This window comes from Cellulomonas endophytica (assembly GCF_004123805.1).
Taxonomy (GTDB): domain Bacteria; phylum Actinomycetota; class Actinomycetes; order Actinomycetales; family Cellulomonadaceae; genus Cellulomonas; species Cellulomonas endophytica.
The window spans coordinates 1-19,631 of the sequence record NZ_RWJX01000020.1 but is presented as its reverse complement, the minus strand read 5'-3'; the positions used below and the strand labels follow the sequence as shown (position 1 = coordinate 19,631).

At 78.1% G+C, this 19,631-nt stretch carries 16 protein-coding genes and 1 tRNA gene; 7 read left to right on the top strand and 10 right to left on the bottom strand.

Annotated elements, in window-relative coordinates; all coding sequences use genetic code 11:
- The first annotated feature begins 196 nt into the window (after positions 1–196).
- Positions 197–1,807 (top strand): FAD-binding oxidoreductase, encoded by a 1,611-nt coding sequence (locus EJA20_RS08170; protein WP_205687417.1) that lies wholly within the window; start codon positions 197–199, stop codon positions 1,805–1,807.
- 120 nt (positions 1,808–1,927) lie between these two features.
- Here the strand turns inward: EJA20_RS08170 and EJA20_RS08165 are convergent, their stop codons facing one another.
- Positions 1,928–2,611, bottom strand: a complete 684-nt coding sequence (locus tag EJA20_RS08165; RefSeq protein WP_240675212.1) for a DUF6803 family protein — start codon at positions 2,609–2,611, stop codon at positions 1,928–1,930.
- 195 nt (positions 2,612–2,806) lie between these two features.
- Complete coding sequence (locus EJA20_RS08160) at positions 2,807–3,439, bottom strand: DUF305 domain-containing protein (protein ID WP_129337659.1); 633 nt, start codon at positions 3,437–3,439, stop codon at positions 2,807–2,809.
- Between the two features lie 231 nt (positions 3,440–3,670).
- Here EJA20_RS08160 and EJA20_RS08155 point away from each other — a divergent pair, with 231 nt between their 5' ends.
- The 3 genes from EJA20_RS08155 to EJA20_RS18655 all read left to right on the top strand — a co-directional run bounded on the left by EJA20_RS08155 (position 3,671) and on the right by EJA20_RS18655 (position 5,998).
- Positions 3,671–4,393 (top strand): response regulator transcription factor, encoded by a 723-nt coding sequence (locus tag EJA20_RS08155; protein WP_240675210.1) that lies wholly within the window; start codon positions 3,671–3,673, stop codon positions 4,391–4,393.
- Positions 4,390–5,526: a sensor histidine kinase gene (locus tag EJA20_RS08150; protein ID WP_129337657.1), complete on the top strand. Its 1,137-nt coding sequence runs from the start codon at positions 4,390–4,392 to the stop codon at positions 5,524–5,526. The genes EJA20_RS08155 and EJA20_RS08150 overlap by 4 nt, the downstream gene beginning before the upstream one ends.
- 121 nt (positions 5,527–5,647) lie before the next feature.
- Entirely contained in the window at positions 5,648–5,998 is a 351-nt protein-coding gene (locus EJA20_RS18655; protein ID WP_164983889.1) for a hypothetical protein, read from the top strand.
- Positions 5,999–6,041: 43 nt separating this feature from the next.
- Here EJA20_RS18655 and EJA20_RS08140 read toward each other — a convergent pair whose 3' ends face one another.
- Positions 6,042–7,526, bottom strand: coding sequence for a diguanylate cyclase (locus tag EJA20_RS08140; protein ID WP_164983888.1), 1,485 nt, complete (start codon positions 7,524–7,526; stop codon positions 6,042–6,044).
- Between the two features lie 196 nt (positions 7,527–7,722).
- Positions 7,723–7,812 (bottom strand) — tRNA-Ser (locus EJA20_RS08135).
- A 280-nt stretch (positions 7,813–8,092) separates the two neighbouring features.
- Here EJA20_RS08135 and EJA20_RS08130 point away from each other — a divergent pair.
- A complete protein-coding gene (locus tag EJA20_RS08130; protein WP_129337655.1) occupies positions 8,093–9,103 on the top strand; it encodes a carbohydrate ABC transporter permease in 1,011 nt (336 codons plus the stop codon).
- A complete protein-coding gene (locus EJA20_RS08125; protein WP_129337654.1) occupies positions 9,103–10,047 on the top strand; it encodes a carbohydrate ABC transporter permease in 945 nt (314 codons plus the stop codon). Before EJA20_RS08130 ends, EJA20_RS08125 begins: the two co-directional genes overlap by 1 nt.
- A gap of 18 nt (positions 10,048–10,065) precedes the next feature.
- On the opposite strand, the gene EJA20_RS08120 is transcribed toward EJA20_RS08125, so the two are convergent.
- Both EJA20_RS08120 and EJA20_RS08115 read right to left on the bottom strand, forming a co-directional pair.
- Entirely contained in the window at positions 10,066–10,782 is a 717-nt protein-coding gene (locus EJA20_RS08120; RefSeq protein ID WP_240675208.1) for a response regulator, read from the bottom strand.
- Positions 10,772–11,965, bottom strand: coding sequence for a sensor histidine kinase (locus EJA20_RS08115; RefSeq protein ID WP_129337653.1), 1,194 nt, complete (start codon positions 11,963–11,965; stop codon positions 10,772–10,774). The genes EJA20_RS08120 and EJA20_RS08115 overlap by 11 nt, the downstream gene beginning before the upstream one ends.
- 231 nt (positions 11,966–12,196) lie before the next feature.
- Between EJA20_RS08115 and EJA20_RS18650 the strand changes: the two genes are divergently transcribed.
- A complete protein-coding gene (locus EJA20_RS18650; RefSeq protein WP_164983887.1) occupies positions 12,197–12,994 on the top strand; it encodes a D-alanyl-D-alanine carboxypeptidase family protein in 798 nt (265 codons plus the stop codon).
- An 11-nt stretch (positions 12,995–13,005) separates the two neighbouring features.
- Here EJA20_RS18650 and EJA20_RS08100 read toward each other — a convergent pair whose 3' ends face one another.
- The 4 genes from EJA20_RS08100 to EJA20_RS08085 form a co-directional block, all read right to left on the bottom strand.
- Positions 13,006–14,103, bottom strand: coding sequence for a LacI family DNA-binding transcriptional regulator (locus EJA20_RS08100; RefSeq protein ID WP_129337651.1), 1,098 nt, complete (start codon positions 14,101–14,103; stop codon positions 13,006–13,008).
- A gap of 4 nt (positions 14,104–14,107) precedes the next feature.
- Positions 14,108–16,033, bottom strand: a complete 1,926-nt coding sequence (locus EJA20_RS08095) for an MBL fold metallo-hydrolase (protein WP_129337650.1) — start codon at positions 16,031–16,033, stop codon at positions 14,108–14,110.
- Positions 16,030–17,904, bottom strand: a complete 1,875-nt coding sequence (locus tag EJA20_RS08090) for a hypothetical protein (RefSeq protein WP_129337649.1) — start codon at positions 17,902–17,904, stop codon at positions 16,030–16,032. Before EJA20_RS08090 ends, EJA20_RS08095 begins: the two co-directional genes overlap by 4 nt.
- Positions 17,905–18,063: 159 nt before the next feature.
- On the bottom strand, positions 18,064–19,631 hold a 1,568-nt coding region (locus tag EJA20_RS08085), incomplete at its 5' end, for an alpha-amylase family glycosyl hydrolase (RefSeq protein WP_240675207.1).

Here is a 19,631-nt window from a genome sequence, read left to right as displayed (position 1 = left end):
ACGCGGAAGGGCCCACGGCAAGGGGGCGGTAAGCGGACGGTCAGCGGCCCGCGGGTCGGACCCCCGGGCCGGTGGTAGGCGCACGGTCAGCGGCTCCCGCCACGGTGCTCCCACCGACCAGCCCGGTCGCCACCGGACCCCGGAGGACGCGGTCGACGACGACCGCGCACCGACCACCCCACGAGGAGCAGCACCGATGAGCAGCACCACCGTCCCGGCCACGACCGAGGCCGACGAGCCGCGCCCCACGACCGCGGGCCCCGCCGACGCCGCCGCGCTCCCGGGGGTGGCGGCCGCCGTCACCGCGACCCCCGTCACGGACCTCGCCGCCGACGCGCTCGTCGAGATCGGCGAGGACGACCCCGCCCTCGTCGACGAGGTCGAGGCCGCGCTGTCCGCCGTGCCCGCCGTCGACGACCGCCCGACCCACCCGTCCGGCTACCGCGCGCTCGGCCTGCGCGGGCTGTGCGGCGGGGCCGTCCACCTGCCCGGCGACCCCGGGTACGCGGCCGCCGCCCAGGCGTGGAACCTCGCCGTCGCCCAGCACCCCGCGGCCGTGGCCTACCCGGCCACCGTCGACGAGGTCGTCGAGGTCGTCCGCGCCGCCCGCCGGGCCGGGCTGCGGGTCGCCGCGCAGGGCACGGGCCACAACGCCGGCCCGCTCGGCGTGCTCGACGACGTCGTCCTCCTGCGCACCGGCGCGCTCGACCACGTGCACGTCGACCCCGGCGCGCAGCGCGTCCGCGTCGGCGCCGGCGTGCTCTGGGCGCCCGTCGTCGAGGCCGCCGCCGCGCACGGCCTGGCGGTCCTGCACGGCTCGTCGCCGGACGTGGGCGTCGTGGGCTACACCCTCGGCGGCGGGATGGGCTGGTTCGCCCGCGCCCTGGGCCTGGCGACGAACAGCGTCACGGGCGCGACGGTCGTCACCGCCGACGGCGACGTCCTGCGCGTCGACGCCGACCACCACGCCGACCTGTTCTGGGCGCTGCGCGGCGGCGGCGGCTCCTTCGGCGTCGTCGTCGAGCTCGAGCTCCGGGCCTACCCCGTCGCCACCGCCTTCGCCGGGATGCTCGTCTGGGACGCCGCCCGCGCGCCGGAGGTGCTGCCCGCGTGGCTGCGCTGGGCCGCCACGGCCCCCGACGCCGTCACCACGTCCTTCCGGCTGCTGCAGGTGCCGCCGGTCGAGGCGGTCCCGCCGTTCCTGCGCGGCCGGCACCTCGTCGTCGTCGACGGGGCCGTCCTCGGGGACGACGACGCCGCGGCCGCGGCGGTGGTCGCGGACCTGCGCGCGCTCGCCCCGGAGATCGACACGTTCGGCCGCGTCCCGGCGGCGGCGCTCGTCCGGCTGCACATGGACCCGGAGGAGCCGTCGGCGGCGGTGTCCGCGACCGCGGTCCTCGGCCCGCTCGACGACGAGGGGGTCGCGACGCTCCTGCGCGTCGCCGGCCCCGGCAGCGGCACCCCGCTCGCCATGGTGGAGCTGCGCCAGCTGGGCGGTGCCCTGTCCCGGCCGGCGGAGGACGGCGGCGCGATGCCCTGCCTCGAGGGCGAGGCCGTCCTGTTCGCCGGCGGCATGGCCTCTACCCCCGAGCTCGCCGCGATCAACCACGCCGCGGCGACGGCGCTCGTCGCCGGGATGGCGCCGTGGGCCACCGGCCGGCAGTACCTGAACTTCGCGGAGGGCCGCACGGACACCGCGTCGGGGTACCGCCCGCAGGACTGGGAGCGGCTCCGGCGGGTCCGTGCGGCCGTCGACCCGCGCGGGGTCCTCGTCGCCAACCACCCGGTCACGGCACCGGGCGCCTGAGGGGCGACGCGGGGGCGACCACGGGCGGGACGTCCGCAGGGGGGCCGTCCCGCCCGTCGTCGCGCGCCCGACCCGCACGGGACCCCGCCGCGGGGGTCGACGGCCGGGCCGCCGGGGAGGTCAGTGCGAGGTGCCGGGCATCGTGGCGCCGTCGGTCATGGTGTGCGTCGGAGCCCACCCGAGGACCGTCGGGTCCAGCATCCCGGCGATCATCGCGACGTGGGCGACCACGAGGAACAGCCCGACGAGCCCGGCGTGCACGGCCCGGCGGCGGTCCGCGTCCCAGGCCGGCCCGACGACACGCGTCTCGACCAGCGCCAGCCCGACGAGCGGCACGACCCCGAGCAGGTAGGCGCCCACCGCGACGACGTCCGCCGGCCCGCGCCAGTCCCCGCCGACGGTCAGCGGCACCACGGCGTGCCGCAGCAGGTACACGGTGACCCCGAGGAACCAGACGCCGCCGAGGATCCCGGCCCACCGGTTGAGGGCGCGCACGGCCGCGGGCACGCGCCGGCCGAGCAGCACGACGAGCTCGGTCACCGCGACGGTCTCGGCGAGCACGACCGGCACGGCCATGAAGACGAGCAGGTTCCAGGGCTGGTTCGCCGCCAGGAGACCCATGTAGTGCGTGGACCCCATGTCCGGCCCCGCGGGCCACGCCGGCAGGAGCACCGCCACGACGGCCACCACGCCGGCGAGGAGCGCCGCGGTGGCCGTCCTGCCCAGGCTCGCGTCGGGGGCCGCGAGCGCCCGGGGGTCGAGGGTCGGGCGGGGGGCGGGGACGGGCGTCGGGGTGGTGGTCACGGTGGTCTCCGGGGACGGTGCGCGGCGGGCTCTCCGCCGTCCCCCTCACCGTCGGCCCGCCCCGGGCGTCCCGGTGCGCAGGACGATGAAGCCTCGATGAAGGCCCGCGTCGCCGGGCCTCCGGGCGGCCCCCGTCGGGACCTCGGTCCCGACCGGCAGGCCCTCCACGGCCCGCGGGCCCGACCGGGGCCGCGGTCAGGGCAGCCGCCCGAGCAGCCCCTCCATCTCGTCGATCTCCGCCGTCTGGTCCGCGACGATCCGCCCGGCCAGCGCGACGGCCTCGGCGGCGGCCCCCTCCTCCTGCTCGCGCCCCGCCATCGCGACCGCCCCCTCGTGGTGCGCGGTCATGAGCTCGAGGAAGGCGCGGTCGTAGGCCGCACCGGACAGCCCGTCCAGGTGCTCCATCGCGTCCGCCTGCGTCATGCCGTCCATCTCCATGTCCGCCGTGCCCCCGTGGTCGCCGTGGTGCATGTCCCCGCCGGCGCCCGCGCCCCAGTCCTCGAGCCACCCCGTCATGAGCGCGATCTCGGGCCCCTGCGCCGCCGCGATGCGCTCGGCGAGCGCCCGGACCTCGGCGTCCTGCGCGCGCTCCGCGGCGTCGCCCGCCATCTCGAGCGCACCCTCGTGGTGCTCCACCATCATCTGCGCGAAGGCCACGTCCGCGTCGGAGTGCTCCGCGCCTGCTCCCGCCGTGGCGCCGTCGCCGGCGCCGGCGTCCGTGCCGCCGCCGCCGCCGGAGGCGCACCCGGCCACCCCCGTCGCGAGGCCGGCGGCCAGGAGCACGGCGGCCGCGGTCGCGAGGGGACGACGGGCGGGGATGCGGGACATGGGGGCCTCCGGTGCCTCGGGCGCCACGGGCGGGGCGCGGTGCTGCGGGTGGAGCACGCCCCCGGCGCCGGGCGGGCAGGGGACGCGCGGCCGCGCGCGGCGGGCGGCCGCACCCAGCATGCGCACGCCGCGGGGGGACCGCCGACCCCGGACGCTGAAGATCCGATGAAGTCCGCCCCGGTGGGCCCTGCGGCCCGGCCCGCGGCGCCCCGCCCGCGCGAGGATGGGGCGGTGACCCCGCCGGCCGGTCCGTCCGCCGCCCCCGCCCGTCGCGCCGTCGTCGTCGACGACGAGGCGCCGCTGGCGCGCATCGTCGCGGGCTACCTCGAGCGCGAGGGCTTCGCCGTCCGGCAGGTCCACGACGGGCCCGCGGCCGTCGAGGCGGTGCGGGAGACGGACCCCGACGTCGTCGTGCTCGACCTGGGGCTCCCGGGGCTCGACGGGCTCGAGGTGTGCCGGCGGGTGCGGGCCTTCTCGGACTGCTACGTCCTCGTGCTCACCGCCCGCGCGGAGGAGGCGGACACCCTCCTCGGGCTGGCGGCGGGGGCGGACGACTACCTGACCAAGCCCTTCAGCCCCCGCGAGCTCGTCGCCCGGGTCGGCGTGCTGATGCGCCGGCCGCGGCGCCCGCCGGGCCCGGCGACGGCACCCCGGCTGGGGGTCGGCGACCTCGTCGTCGACCCCGTCGGGCGCGAGGTGCGCCGGGACGGGGTGCTGGTCGACCTCACGCGCACGGAGTTCGACGTGCTCGCCGCGCTCGCGGCCGAGCCCGCGCGCGCCTTCTCGCGCCACGCCCTCGTGGAGGCCGTGTGGGGTCCGGGCTGGGTCGGCGACGAGCACCTCGTCGACGTCCACGTCCTCCACCTGCGCCGCAAGCTGGGCGACACGGCGGAGGAGCAGCGCTACGTGCGCACCGTCCGCGGCGTCGGCTACCGGCTGGGGCCGGGACGGTGAGCCGCGCCGTCCCGTCGGTCCGGGCGCGGCGCGGGCTGGTGGCGCGGCTCCTCGTGGCCCTGGGCGTCGTCGTGCTCACGGGCGCGGTGACCGCGTGGGTGGTGGCCTCCGCCGTCGGTCCCGCCCTCTTCCACGAGCACCTGCTGCGCGCGGGCCTGGGGGGCCACGACGCCGCCGCGGTGCACGCCGAGGAGGCCTTCGCCTCGGCCTCGACGCTCGCGCTGGCGGTGGCGCTGCTCGCGGCCGTGCTGGCGGCGCTCGTGGTGAGCGCGGTGCTCGCCCGCCGGATCGGCGGCTCCCTCGCCGCGCTGTCCGCCGCGGCGCGGGCCGTCGGGGCGGGCCGCTACGACGCACCGGTCGCCCCGCCGGGGCTCGGGAGGGAGTTCGACGAGGTGGCCACGGCCTTCTCGACGATGGCCCACCGCCTCGCCGAGGCCGACCGCCTGCGCGCCCGGCTCCTCGCCGACGTCGCCCACGAGGTCCGCACCCCGGTCGCGACGCTCGAGGCCTGCCTCGAGGCGGTGGAGGACGGCGTGCAGCCCCTCGACGCCCGCACCCGCGCCCTCCTGCGCGACCAGGGCCGGCGGCTGACGCGCCTCGCCGAGGACCTGGCCGCCGTGACCCGCGCCGAGTCCGGCGAGCTGCGTCTGGAGCGGTCCCCCGTGCCGGCGGGCGAGCTCGTGGCGGCGGCCGTCGCGGCGGGCGCCGACCGGGCGGCCGCCGCCGGCGTGGCGCTCGTCGGGGACGTGGCGCCCGACGCGCCGGTGGCCGACGTCGACCGGCTGCGCCTGGGGCAGGTGCTCGACAACCTCGTCGGGAACGCGCTGCGCCACACCCCGGCGGGCGGGCACGTGGCGGTGGCCGCGGCGAGGTCGGCGGCGGGCGAGCTCGTGCTGACGGTGGCGGACGACGGGGAGGGCGTCGCGGCCGAGCACCTGCCGCACCTGTTCGAGCGCTTCTACCGTGCCGACGGCGCGCGGGACCGCGCCCACGGCGGCTCGGGGATCGGCCTGGCGGTCTGCCGCGCCCTCGTCGCGGCGCACGGCGGCACCGTCGGGGCCGCGAGCGAGGGCCCGGGCCGCGGCGCCACCTTCACCCTCCGGCTGCCGTCGGCCGGCCGGGGGGCGCGATGACCACCTCGCGACGACGCACGGCCGCGGTGCTGCGCGCGGTCGCCGGAGGGGGACCACCCGCCACCCGGCCGACCGTCCCGGGCCTGGACGACCCCGGCCCGGCGGGCGGATGATCGAGGGCGTGGGTGGTGCGAGGGGCACGGGCCGAGGGCGGGCGCGGGGCGCGCGCGTCGGCGCGGTGCTGCTCGCCGTGGCGGCGGCCGTCGTCCTCACCGCGTCGCCGGCGCTCGCCCCGGACCCGGCGCCCGCAGGGGCTCCCGCACCCGTCGTCCGAGGCGGCCCCACCGCCACCGACGGCCTCGTCCCCGACGCCCCCGGCCCGGCCGTGCGCCCGCTGCCCCGCTACCTCGACGGCACGGCGCTGTTCCGCGCCGAGCCCTGGACGGCCGCCCGCGAGCCGCTGACCGCGCACGACCCCGGCCCGGCACCCCGGCCCGCGCCGGGGCCGCTGCTCGTCGTCGCCCGGCCGTAGCGGCGCACCGGCCGTCCGGCGACGCCGCCGGGTGTCGCCGGTCTCAGCGTCGGCGTGCGGCGTCGTCGGGCCGGTGACCCGCCGGGTGCGTCTGGGGCGGGGCCGACCGGCACAGGTTCCGGCCCGCGTCCTTCACCTCGAGCAGGGCCCGGTTCGCCCCGTGCAGCATCGCCGACGCCTGCCCCACCAGGCGGTCGGGGTCCGGGACGTCCCGGGTGCCGGCGGGGTCGCCGCCGACCGTGCAGACGCCGACCGACACGGTCACCACGCCCCAGGACGAGGCCCGGTGCTCGATCCCGTCGCCCTCCACCGCGGCGCGGACCCGCTCGGCGACGGCGAGCGCCGCCGCGACGTCGGCGCCCGGCAGCAGCAGCGCGAACTCGTCCCCGCCGTAGCGGTAGGCCCGGTCGTCGTCCCCGACCGCCTCCCGGCAGCGGTCCGCGACGGCTCGCAGGGCCGCGTTCCCCTCCTGGAGCCCGTGGGCGACGTTGTACCCGTGGAACTCGTCCACGTCGACGAGGACGAGCGACAGCGGACCCCCGCCCGCGTGGACCTCCCGGAGCAGCCGCAGGTGGTCCTCGCGGAAGACGAGGTCGCGGAGCAGCCCGGTCCGGTCGTCGCGGTCGGCCCGGCGCTGGAGGCGGGCGACCTGCTGCTCGAGCCGCCGCACGTCGACCGGGGACCCCTCGGTCGGCTCGTACACCACCGCGCGCCCCCGGCCGGTCCGCTTCGCCCGGTCGAGCGCCGCGTCGGCCTCGTCGAGCCACTGGTCGAAGTCCGTCGTCGCCGAGTGCTCGGCGATCCCCATGGACGCCGGGACCACGACCTGCGTCCCGCCGGCGACCTCCAGCCCGACGGGTGCGGCGAGGGCCGCGGCGACGTCACGGGCCACCTCCAGCGCCCGGGCCGCTCCCCCGTCCGGGACCGCGACGAGGAACTCGTCGCCCCCGGTGCGCCCGACGACCGCGTCCGGACCCGCGCAGCCCGCGAGGCGGCGCGCCACCTCACGCAGGACCGCGTCCCCGGCCGCGTGGCCGAACCGGTCGTTGACCTCCTTGAACCGGTCGAGGTCGACCAGCACGAGCGCCGGGCGGGTGCCCGTGGCCAGCGCCTGCCGCCGGTGGGTGATCGCCGCCTCGGTGACCGCCATCCGGTGCGGGAGGCCCGTGAGGCCGTCGACCGACGTCCCGGCGACGGCGGCGTGCAGCACCGAGACGTCGACGACCGCCACGACCGTCCGGCCGGCGTGCCGCGCGACGTGCACCTCGACGACCGCCCCGCCAACGGTCCGGGCGGTCCACGACGCCGCCCCGCCCCCGGGGTCCGGGTGCCCGGAGGGCCACGGGGGCGTCCGCCCGTCGACGGCGACCAGGGCGTCCGCGAGAGGCGCGCCGGGCCCGACGCCGACGAGGCTCCGGGCCGCCGCGTTGCACCAGACGACCCGGCCGGCGTCGTCGCACGCGAGCTGGGAGACCGGCGACCCCTCGGCGACGGCCGCCGCCGTCCCCCGCCGCGCGCGTCCCGCCACGACCCTGCGCATCCACCCGCCCCCGCTCCGCGCGCACGACCCCCGGGCGCCCGCGGCGAGCCTAGGACCAGGCCCCTCGTCCGGCGGCGCACCGGCCGACGGCCGTCCGGGTGGACGGCAGAACCCCCCGCCGGGGCCCGTCCGGGCCCCTGCGGGGGGTTCTGCCAGGTCGACCTGCTGCGGCGCCGACCTCTGCTGGCGGTAGCGGTGGGATTTGAACCCACGGTGGACTTTCACCCACACACGCTTTCGAGGCGTGCTCCTTAGGCCGCTCGGACACGCTACCTCGGGAGGGGACGATACCGGCTCGGCGGCGGGGCACCGAATCGACCGTCCGGCCGCGCGTCCGCCGCGACGCCGGGGCGGCACGGCCGGCGGTCCCGGCGCAGGTCGCACGCCCGTTCCATCCCGCGCCGTCCGGTCCGTCCGTTGCTACCGTCGGCGCGGGCGACCTATAGTCGCCAGACCAGCGTGGCAACGTTGCCACACACGCCAGGACGGCGGGCCCGACGCGGTGACGCGGCGGGGGGACCCGGTCGTGCGGGCGCCTGTCCGAGGAGGTCTCGATGACCGAGCTCAGAGCCGGTGGTGCCACCGCGGCACCGGCGGGAGGCTCCCCGGCGGGGACCCCGCCCGGGGGCGCGCCGGACCCGAAGCGGAGGCGACGGGGCCGGTGGGGGAAGTACGACCGCCGCGAGGCGATCGCCGGCTACCTGTTCATCTCGCCGTGGATCATCGGGTTCCTCGTCTTCACGCTCGGGGCGATGGTCTACTCGCTGGTCATCTCGTTCAGCCGCTACAACCTGGCGACGAACGAGGCGACCCCGATCGGCCTGGCGAACTACGCGGAGCTGTTCGACGACCCGCGCATCGCCACCTCCCTGGCCAACACCCTCTTCTACGCGGTGCTGGCGGTGCCGCTGGAGATCGTGTTCGCCCTCTTCCTCGCGTCGCTGCTGAACCAGGCGACGAAGGGCGCGGGGTTCTTCCGCACCCTGTACTACCTGCCGCGCATGACGCCGGCCGTGGCGACCGCCGCCATCTTCTTCCTGCTGCTCAACGGCAACAGCGGCGCGATCAACCAGGGCCTGCGGTTCCTCGGCCTCGAGGGCCCGCAGTGGCTCGTCGACCCCGACTGGGTGAAGCCCTCCATCGTCCTCATGACCCTGTGGGGCGTGTCGGGGACGATGGTGATCTTCCTCGCCGCGCTGAAGAACGTGCCGCGCGAGCTCTACGAGGTGGCCGAGCTCGACGGCGCCGGGCCGTGGCGCAAGTTCCGCTCCATCACGCTGCCCATGATCTCCAGCGCGATGTTCTTCAACGTCATCATCCTCACGATCGCCGCGTTCCAGATCTTCGACCAGGCGTACCTGCTCTTCTGGCGCGACCAGTCCAACGCCTCCCCCGAGGCGTCGCTGTTCTACGCGATCTACCTCTTCCAGCAGGCGTTCCGGCAGTTCAACTTCGGGTTCGCCGCCGCCATGGCCTGGCTGCTGTTCGTGATCATCATGTCCATCACGTTCATCCAGATGCGGTTCGGCAACCGGTTCGTCTACTACGAGGGGGACAAGGACTGATGGCCGTCCTGGGCAACACGACGCCGCTCCAGCCCGTCCCGGGGACGACCGCGGACACGCGCCGGCGCAAGGCGGACGAGGACCGCATCGGCGGGTCGGCACGGCGCCGTACCGCCGGGCGCGTCGTCGGCTACGCGCTGCTCGTCCTGTTCTCCCTGCTGTTCCTCTACCCGTTCGTCTGGCTCCTCGCGGCCAGCCTCAAGGGCCGCGGGCAGGTCTTCGACAACCGCCTGTGGCCGCGGGAGTTCCACTGGGACAACTACGTCCAGGTCTTCGACGAGCTGCCCGTCGCGGCCTGGATGGTCAACAGCGTCGTCATCGCGGTGCTCGCGGCGGTGCTCGTGGCCGTCTCCAGCTCGCTCGTCGCGTTCGGGTTCGCCTACTTCCGGTTCCCCGGGCGCGGGTTCCTCTTCGGCCTCGTGCTCGCGACGATGATGCTGCCCGGCGCCGTGACGATGATCCCGGTCTACCTCATCTGGAAGGAGCTGGGCTTCCTCGGCACGTGGGTGCCGCTGTTCGGCGCCAACCTCTTCGGGTCGGCCTTCTACATCTTCCTGCAGCGGCAGTTCTTCCTCGGCCTGCCGCGGGAGCTGTTCGAGGCCGCGCGCATCGACGGCGCCTCCTACTGGCGGCTGTTCTGGAAGATCGCGATGCCGCTGAGCGTGCCGAGCTTCATCATCGTGCTGCTGTTCGAGTTCCAGGCGTCCTGGAACAACCTGCAGGCCGCGCTCATCTACCTCAACGCCGGCCAGCCGTCGGACTTCACCGCCCCGCTCGGCATCGCCTACGCCATGACCCGCTACAGCCCGACCGCCGGCGGCCAGGGCGACTACCAGTTCGTCATGGTGGCCTCGCTCCTGGTGACCCTGCCGATGCTCGTGCTGTTCGCCTTCGGCCAGCGCTACTTCATCGAGGGCGTCGCGACCACGGGCCGCAAGGGCTGAGCCGCTCCCCGGGGGCGCTCAGCCGGCGCCCCCGGGGACCACGGCGCCCGACTCGTACGCGGCCGCGACGAGCTGCGCGCGGCTGCGGCAGCCGAGCTTGCCCAGCAGGGCGTGCACGTGGCTCTTCACCGTCGCCGCCGTCACGCCGAGCGCCGCGGCGACGTCGGCGTTGGACGCGCCGCGCGCGACGGCCCGCAGCACCTCCCGCTCCCGGGCCGTGAGGGCGGCGACCCCGGCGGCCCACCGGGCGTCCCCGGACGGGCCGCCCGCGGCCGCCGCGGCGCGCTCCGCCTCCCGCCACTGCCGCACGACGAACGGCGTCACCGCCGGGTCGAGCACGCTGCCACCGCCGTGCACCGTGCGCACGGCCGCCACGAGCGTGCCCGGGTCGGTGTCCTTGAGCAGGAACGCGTCGGCCCCGGCCCGCAGCGCGCCGGCGACGAGGTCGGGGTCGTCGAAGGTCGTCAGGACGGCCACGCGCACGCCCTCCAGCGCCGGGTCCGCCCGGATCCGGCGGGTCGCCTCCACGCCGTCGACCCCCGGCATGCGCACGTCCATGAGCACGACGTCGGGGGCGAGCCGGGTCGCGGCCGCCACCGCCGTCGCACCGTCCCCCGCCTCCCCGACGACGAGGAGGTCCGGCTCGTGGTCGACGATCATGGCCAGGCCGGTGCGGATCATCGCCTGGTCGTCGACGACGAGCACCCGCACCGGCGGCACGGCCTCAGCGCCCACGGGGCACCTCCAGCCGGACCGACCAGCCACCTGCGGCCGTCGGCCCCGCGACGAGGTCCCCGCCGCACCGCTGCGCCCGCTCGCGCATCCCGACGAGCCCGAAGCCGCCCCCGCCGGCCACGGGCCGGTCCCGCGCCGGCCCCGGGTCGTCGACCTCGAGCCGCAGCGTGCCCGGGCCGGCGAGGAGCCGCAGCCGCGCGGCCCCGGCCGCCGAGTGCGCGACGACGTTGGTCAACGCCTCCTGCGCCGTGCGGACCACCGCGAGGGCGACCTCCGGGCTCGGCGCGGACCACCGGGGCGGGACGTCGAGGTCGACGACGAGGCCCGCGCGGCGGACGCCGTCGACGAGGGCGGTGAGGGTGGTGGGGGCCGCGTCACCGGGGGCCCCGTCGTCGTCCTCGCGCAGCACCCGCACGACGGACCGCATGGCGGCCAGCGCCTCGCGCCCGGTCGGCGCGATCCACCGCACCGCGTCGCGGTAGACCTCCGGGTCGTCGCCGCCCACCCGGTCGGCGGCCTGCGCCCGGACGACCACGGCCGTGACGTGGTGCGCGACCACGTCGTGCAGGTCCCGCGCGATGCGCGCGCGCTCGGCGTGCACGGCCTCCCGCAGCTGCAGGCCGGTGAGCCGCTCGAGCTCGCGGTGGCGGGCGGCGAGCGCCGCGGACGTGCTCGCCAGCCGTCCGAAGGCGGAGCCCAGCGCGGTCGCGGCCACGACGAGACCCACGAGCAGGACGAGGTCCGAGGGGTCGACGACGAGCAGCCGCGGGTCCTGCCGCGCCCGGGCGAGCACCTCCGCCGGCGCCCCGACCGTCAGCCAGACCGTGACGGGCACGGCGCCCGCGACGACGAGCGGGGCCCGGGCGCCCGCCCGGGCGGCGAGCCCGGCCGCGAGCACGACGGGCAGCACGTGCACGACCGAGACGATCCCGGACGGCGCCAGCGCGGTGGCGGCCAGGCCGTAGCCGACGAGCGTGACCGCCAGGGCGGTCCGCGGCGCCGTGCGGCGCAGCGCGAGGGGGACGGCCAGGGCCAGACCCGCGCACCACCAGGACCCGACCCCCCGGGGGTGCCAGAGCTCGGCGGCCCGCAGCAGCTGCACGGCGAGCACCCAGGCCGCCGCCACGCCCAGGCCGAGGACGGCGTCCTCCGCCGCCGCGGGCCGGGGACGGGGCACGGTCACGCGTCCGACGCTAGGGAGGGGGTGCCGGCCCCGGCGACCACCCCCGGGCGGACCGGCGCGGTGCCGGCGTCGACCCGGGGGTGGACAGCGGCACCGGGACCGCCGCGCCGGGCGTCCGACCGCCGTCCCGCCGCACCCGCCGGAGCTCCACCGCCCGGTCGGCACGGGTGCCCGTCGGCCGGTCCCGGGGGCCGACGCGGGGTGCGGGCGCCGCCGCGCAGGGTCGTCGGCATGACCCCTCGTCGCCCCGCCGACCCGTCCCCGGTCGCGCCGCCCGTCGCCCCCGGCGCGCACCCCGGGCCCCGTCGTCCGCCCCGCCGACCCGCCCGCCGGCCCCGGTCCCTCGCGGCAGCGGCCCTGGCGGTGCTCGTCGTCCTGCTCACCGCCGCCGCCGTCCGTCTCGGGCCCGAGGTCCTCGCGGCGGCGGACGGGTTCGTCGGGACGCCCACGACCCGCTCGGCCCCGGTGCCGCCACCCGCGCCGACGACCACCGGGGCGCCCGCGCCGCCCGTCGCCGCAGGGGACGCGGGAGACGCGGAGGGCGCGGGAGCCGCGACGGTGGTCCCGACGCCGGGCGGGGGGACGGACCCGTCGGCGGGCACCACCCCCGGCACCGCACCTGGCACCACCCCCGGCACACGGGACCCCCTCCCGGACGTCACGGGGCTCGACCCCGTCCTCGCCGACCGCCTCACGGCGGCGGTCGCGCTCGCCGCCGCCGAGGGGGTCGAGCTGCGCCTGACCTCCGGGTGGCGCAGCGCGCAGGAGCAGGCGGAGCTCGTCGGGAGGGCCGTGGCCGAGCTCGGCGAGGCGGAGGCGCGGCGCCGGGTGCTGCCGCCGGAGCGGTCCGCGCACGTCGCCGGGACGGCGGTCGACGTCGGCCCGCGGGAGGGCGCCGCCTGGCTCGAGGCGCACCCGGGGACCGGGCTGTGCCGCACGTACGCGAACGAGTGGTGGCACTTCGAGCCCGCGCGGCCCGACGGGTCCTGCCCGCCGCCCCTGCCCGACTCCTCGGGCGGCTGGGACTGACGGCCGGACCCTCAGGCCGGCGGGGGCGGCGCGGTCGAGCCCCGCTCGAGGATCCGGGAGGACAGCGTGACCGTCCGCGCGGGGGCCCCGGGCTGCTCCACGCGGTCGAAGAGCGCCGCCACCGCCGCCTCCCCCAGCGCGACGGCGTCCTGGGCCACCGCCGTGACGCCGGGGCGCACCATGCTCATCCACGCGGCGTCGTCGAAGGACACCAGGCTCAGGTCCTCCGGGATGCGCAGCCCGCGCTCCTCGGCCGCCCGCCAGATGCCCTCGGCCAGCACGTTGTTCGCGGCGAAGACGGCCGTGGGGCGGTCGGGCCGGGCCAGCAGCTCCCGCGCCACCGCCCGCGCCTCCTCCACGGACCACCCGGCACCGACGACCGCGGCCTCGCGCCCCTCCGCCGCCGCGACCGCGGCCGTGAACCCGGCGGAGCGCTCCCGCCCCGTGGTCCAGTCCGTCTCGTCGAGGACGAGGGCCAGCCGGCGGTGCCCGAGCCGCAGCAGCCCCTGCGTGAGGCGCTCCGCGGACCCGCGGTTGTCGACGACGACCGCGTCGCAGGTGCCGGGGCAGAACTGCCGGTCCACCTCGACGACCGCCACCCCGTGGCGCGCGAGGTACTGCGAGACCGCCGCCGACAGGGGCGTGAGCACCACGCCCGCCACGCGCAGCGCGACGAACGCCTCGGCCGCCTCCAGCTCCCGCTCGGGGGACCCGTTGTCGTCGCTGAGCATCATGGCGTAGCCGCGGCGGCGGGACTGCTGGCCGACGCCGGCGGCGAGCTCGGCGTAGAACGAGTTGCGCAGGTCGGAGACGAGCACCCCCACGGACCGGCTCACCTGCTGGCGCAGGTTCCGCGCGCCGGCGTCCGGCACGTAGCCCAGCGCCGTCGCCGCGCGCCGCACGCGGTCGCGCACCGCGGGGGCGACGTAGCCACGGCCCGTCAGCGCGCGCGAGGCGGTGGACCGGGACACGGTCGCCGCGTCCGCGACGTCCCGGATGGTGGCCCGGCGGGCCACGCCCGCGGGCGAGGCGCCGGACGACGCCTGCGAGGCGTCGGGCGGGGCCGGGGACCCGGCGGCGGGCGCCGGACGGGCCGTGACGGTGTCCATGCCGCTACCGCTCCCCCTCCGTCCCGGGGCGGCGCCGGCCCCGGGGTGCCCTGACGTCGACGAGGGCCTCCGCGTGCTGCCCGAGGCGCAGGTCCCCGACCGTCACGTCGACGGCCAGCCGCTGCCGCGGCGCCGCGGCAGGACCCACCGTCACGTCGAACCCGGCCTCCCCCCGGCCGCCGGCCGGGAGGTCGAGCAGCACCTCGTCGGGACGTGCGTGCCAGCCTAGCGGGAGCACGACGCGCACCCGCGCGGCCACCGGGTGCGACCAGGGGTTCTGCACGGCGGCGACCCACCGCGCCGTCGCCCCGGGCGCCACGCCCGACCGGTAGGGGGCGAGGCGGGCCAGCACGCCGTCGGCCGGCAGCGCGAGCTCCTCGAGCGGCAGCAGCGCGCGGTGCAGCCGGGCCACGTCCTCCCCGGCCTGCTCGACCATCGTCAGCCAGGGCTCGTCGACCCAGCGCGGCTCCCAGTGGCCCGACACGACGACCCCGGGGGCGACCCGGCGCAGCAGCGCGGCGCTGTCCCGGTAGTCGTCCATCCGGAAGAGGTTGCGGTACTGGTAGTTGAGGACCTCGCGCCGTACCCCGGGGACGCCCATCGTGTCCTGCTGGTCCCCCGTGACGAGCACCCGCACCCCGTCGACGGCGATCTCGAAGGCGGCCTGGTAGAGCGTGTGCCCGGGCAGGGGGTGGACCGTGATGGCGTGCTCGCGCCACCGCACGGTCCCGCCCAGGGGCAGCACGCGGTCCACGGGCACGGGGTCGTACCACTGGCAGGGCAGGTCCTGCTCGTGCGGCGCCTCCAGGACGGGCGCGACGTTCTCGGGCGCCCACACCTGCGTCCCCTCGACCTCCCGCAGCAGGTTCAGGCCCGCGACGTGGTCGTCGTGGTAGTGCGTCGTCAGCGCCACCTCCACCGACGTCACCCCGAACTGCCGGCGCAGGGCGGGCAGCGACGCCAGCCAGGGCCGCCGGGCCGCCCGGTCCGTGCCCGAGGGCAGGCCCGTCGTCATGTCGTACCCGTAGTCGACGAGCAGGGCGGGCCCGTCGTCGGACAGCAGCACGTAGCTCGTCGCCAGGCTCGAGAGGTTGATGAGCAGGTGGTCCGTCACGCGGGCGTAGGGCTCGGTGAGGCGGGTGCGCAGGTCCCAGGCCTGGGGCCGGCGGGAGTCGACGTAGGCGCGCAGGTTCGTCGCGAGCAGCCCCAGGGCGTGCTGCGGGTCCTCCATGGGCTCCCCGTGCGAGGGCAGCAGGAGGTCGAGCCGCTCGTCCATGAGCAGGTAGCAGGACAGGACCGACATGGCCGGCCCCTCGTTCTCCACGTAGCTCCACTGCGTGGCCGCCAGGGACCACACCTTGCCCGGGGAGTGCACGAGGTCCCCGGTGAACCCCAGGCGGCGGCCGTCCCGCTCGACGAGGTACGTCACCGAGCCGACCGTGTGCCCGGGGGTCGGGAGCGTGCGCACCCGCACCCCGCCGAACTCCGCGGTGCGGTACTCGGGGACGACGCCGTCCACCGGCACGGGCTCGAGCAGGGAGAAGCGGTCCTGGCGCAGGTTGTAGTCGTTGGCCACGGGCCGGGTGCGCCACATCTCGTCGACCTCGTCGAAGAGCTCGCGCTCCACCGGCGGGACGTGGATGCGCACGCCCGCCGCCGCCGCGCGGGGCAGGCCCTGCGCCTGGTCGCGGTGGTGGTGGGTGAGCAGCACGTCCGTGAGCACGTCCACGCCCATCTCGGCGAGGTGGTCCAGCACGGTGCCGTCGCCGAAGTCGACGGCGACGGCCGTGCGCCGGCCCTGCGCGTCGGGGACCTCGGCGCGCACGACGTACACGTGGCACGTGTCGCGGACGCGGAAGACCCCGGGCGCCACCTCGCAGACGGCGGGGGCGCCGGCCGCGGGCCCGACGGGGGTCGTCGTGGTGCTCACGCCGCCGGCACCGCCCCGGCGGCGGCGGTGCGGGCCCGGTGCTCGGCCCAGACCCGGGCGACGAGGGCGAGGTCGTCGTCCGTGAGCGCCTCGCCCGAGCGGTCGAGCCGGTCGACGTAGTACAGCGCCGGCACCCCCGCCGCGGCCTGGGCGGCGGTGTAGGCGCGCCACTGGGCGCGGTCGAGCATCGGCCACTGGTCCGTGTCGACGAGGTGGTCGGGCAGCACGGCGGCGACGACCGCGGCCCGCGCCCGCAGCTGGTCCGCGTGCGGCGCCACCCCTCCGTCGGCGTCGCGCTCCAGGACGTCGTTGAGCCGGACCATGTCCGTGACGTCGCCGAAGCCGGGGTGCGGGGTGTGCGTCACGACGAGCGCGTCGGGGGCGGCCGCCACGGCGGCCGCGTGCAGGGTCGCCAGGAGCGCGTGCAGGGCGGCCACCCCCCACGGCGCGTCCGGCGGCGCGTCCGGCGCCCGGCGCAGGGCGGCCCCGGCCGGCGCCCGCTGCGTGAAGTCCACCTTGAAGCCGTCCGCGTCGACGCCGTCGGGGCCGAGCAGCGCCGCCACGGTCCGCCGCACCCGTGCCGCGTACGCGGGGCTCGCCGGGTCGGCGGCGACCGGGCGGCCCGCCGGGTCGGTCACGCACTCCTCGACGGGCAGCCCCTCCGGGTCCCACGCCTTCCACCACAGGAGCACCCGCTGCCCCGCCGCGTGCCGCGCCGCCACCCAGGCCCGCAGGTCGGGCCAGCGCGCGGGGTCGGGCTCCGCCGAGCCGTAGGCCGCCTGCCAGCGGTCGTCGACGACGACGGTCCCAGGGCGCAGCCCGTGGTCGTCGAGGCGCGCGAGCAGCCGGTCGTACACGTCCTGGCGCGCGAGGTCGGGCGCCACCGGCGTCCCCGGCGGCACGACGACGGGCCCGAGCTCGTCGAGCGTGGTCGGGTGGGCGGCCGGCGCCCCGGGCAGCGGCGCGAGCGCGCACTGGGCGCCCCACCCGCAGAAGAGGGGCTCGGACCACCACGGCTCGCGCGGGCGGGGGGCCGGGGCCCACCCGTGGCGGACGTGGTCGTCCCGGTGGGCGCGCAGGGCTGCCACGGGGTCCGCGGCGGGCCGCACGACGAGGGTCGGCGACGTCCACGTGCCGTCGACGCGCGTGTGCCCGTCGTGGTCGAGCACGAGGGCGAAGCCGTCGTCGAGCGGGTCGTACCGCAGCTCCGTCAGCCGCAGGTCGGCGACCGGCGCGACGAGTCCCATCGCCAGCCACTCGCCGTCGGGGACGTCCGTCGGCCCGGCGACGGCCCCGCGCCCGAGGACGACGCACAGCGGGGGCGGGGAGAACACCGCGTGCAGGCGCCCCGCGGTGGCGTCCCCGACGACGCCCAGGGCGGCGGGCTCCTGCGCGCGCCGCACCAGCCGCACGGGCTCCGTCGGCGTGGGGACGTAGACCGACCGGTGCTCCGCGGAGGACCGGAACGTGCCGCAGGCGCCGCTGCTCAGGACGGCGCGCCCGCCGAGCAGGTGCACGTCGGCCAGAGGCCCCGCGCCCGTCACCGTCACCGTGAGCTCCAGGCGGTCGGGGCGGCAGCGCAGGAGCGTGCGCCGCTCCCGCCACGCCGTGCTCGCCGTGACGAGCTCGACGTCGACGACCTCCGCGCCCGCCGCGTCGCGCCGCACCGTGACGGTGGGCAGCGGCACGTCGAGGGAGGTGTCCGCGACGTCCGTCCGGTCCGCGGAGGCCAGCAGGCTCAGCAGGGACCACAGGCGCCCGTCGGGCCCGGCCAGCGCCGCGCGCGGGGGCAGCCCCGGCGCGGCGCGCACCTCGAGGAGGTAGGCGTCGGCCGTGATGCGGTGCGTGCCGGGTCCGGCGGTGACGTGCACGGGAGCCCCTCGGGGACGGGCGGCGGCGGTGTCGGGACGGGTGAGGGTGCGGGGCCGGTAGCGGCAGGCCTGCGTCGGCCGCTCCGCCTGCTGCTGGGATCGATGCCACACCCACGCTGCCATCTTCTCCGGGGAGAGGTCCACCGCTGGGCGCGGACCTCACCCGGTCCGGCCGGGGACCGGCGCGAGGGCCGCGAGGGCCCCGACGTCGCGGGCGTCCACCGCCGGCCCCGTGGCCGCCGACGGCGTCGCCGTCACCCGGAAGGCCGGCGCCCCGGGCGTGACGTCGACCGTGCCGACGACCGACGCCTCCCCGAGCCGCCACTCCAGGACGAGGGCTGCCGGGCCCGCGACGTGCCAGCGGAAGGTGCCCCCGAACGCGGGGTGGCGGCGCAGCACCGCCAGCCCCAGCTGGGCGCGGGTCACGTCGGTGCGCAGCGCCGCGGCGACCTCGTCGGGGCGGTAGTGGTGCCGGTTGAGGTCGCGGCCGACGCCCGTGCGCGCGAGCAGCGCCGCGTCGTCCCGGCCGCCGAGCAGGCCGACGTAGTACAGCTGCGGCTCCCCCGGCACGAGGACCTGCACGCACCGGGCGAGCAGGAGGGCGGTGACGTCGCCCCCGAGCACGTCGAGGAACGTCGCGTTGACCTGGTGCGGCCTCGCGGCGAAGGCGGGCACCACGGACGCGCGCGCGGACCGGCCGTCGGTGGCCACGGCGGCGCGGGCGTGGACCGCCGCCATCTCCGCCCCGTCGAGCAGGCCCGGCCGGTCCCCCGCCGGCCCCGCGTCGACCACGCCGATGCCGTCGTGCGTGTCCAGGACCGTGACGGCGTTCGTCGGGCGGACCCCGAGCCACCGCGCCAGGCGGTCGACCGTGCCCGTGCCGAGGGCGTGCAGCAGCAGGGGCGGGAGCGCGAAGTCGTAGACGAGGTCCACCAGCGGGGCGACCGCGGCCTGCAGCTCGTGGTGGGCGTGCACCTCGACGAGCACCCGCAGCCCGAGCGCGCGGGCGTCGGCCGCGAGGGACGCCACCGCCTCGAGCGTGCGCGGCGTCATGAAGGAGTCCGAGCCGGCGGTCTTCACCGCGTACCCGACCGCGTCGAGCCGGACCGTCCGCACCCCGCCGTCGGCGAGCACCCGCAGGACGCGGCGCAGGTACGCCCGCGCGGCGGGGTGCTCGAGGTCGAGGTCGACCTGCGTGGGCGCGAAGGTGGTCCACAGCAGCCGCCGGGTGCCGTCGGCGTGGCGGTAGGGGGTGAGCGGGACGCCGGGACGGGGCCGGTGGAGCGCGACGAGGTCCGCCTCGTGCGCGCCGTCGGGGAAGACGCGGTCGAAGGTGAGGAACATGCCGTCGTGCGGGGACGCCGGGCCGCGGGCGAGCCAGTCCCGGAACTCGGCGGAGCGGGCGGACACGTGGTTCACGACGAGGTCCGCCGTCACCTCCAGCCCCGCCCCGGCGAGCGCGCGCACGTCGTCCCAGGTGCCCAGGCGCGGGTCGACGGCGGTGTGGTCCTCGGGGTCGAAGCCCGCGTCGGCCCCGTCGAAGGGCACGAAGAACGGCAGCAGGTGGACGCCGGTGAGCACGCCGAGGGGTCCGTCGACGAGGAGCCGGCGCACCCCGGCGAGGTCGCCCGCGAGCCGGTCGGCGTAGGCGAGGAGGCCGACACCCGTCACGGCGCGGGGGCCGCCGCCGGCGCCGGAGCGGGTGCCGGACCCGGTGCCGGGCCCGG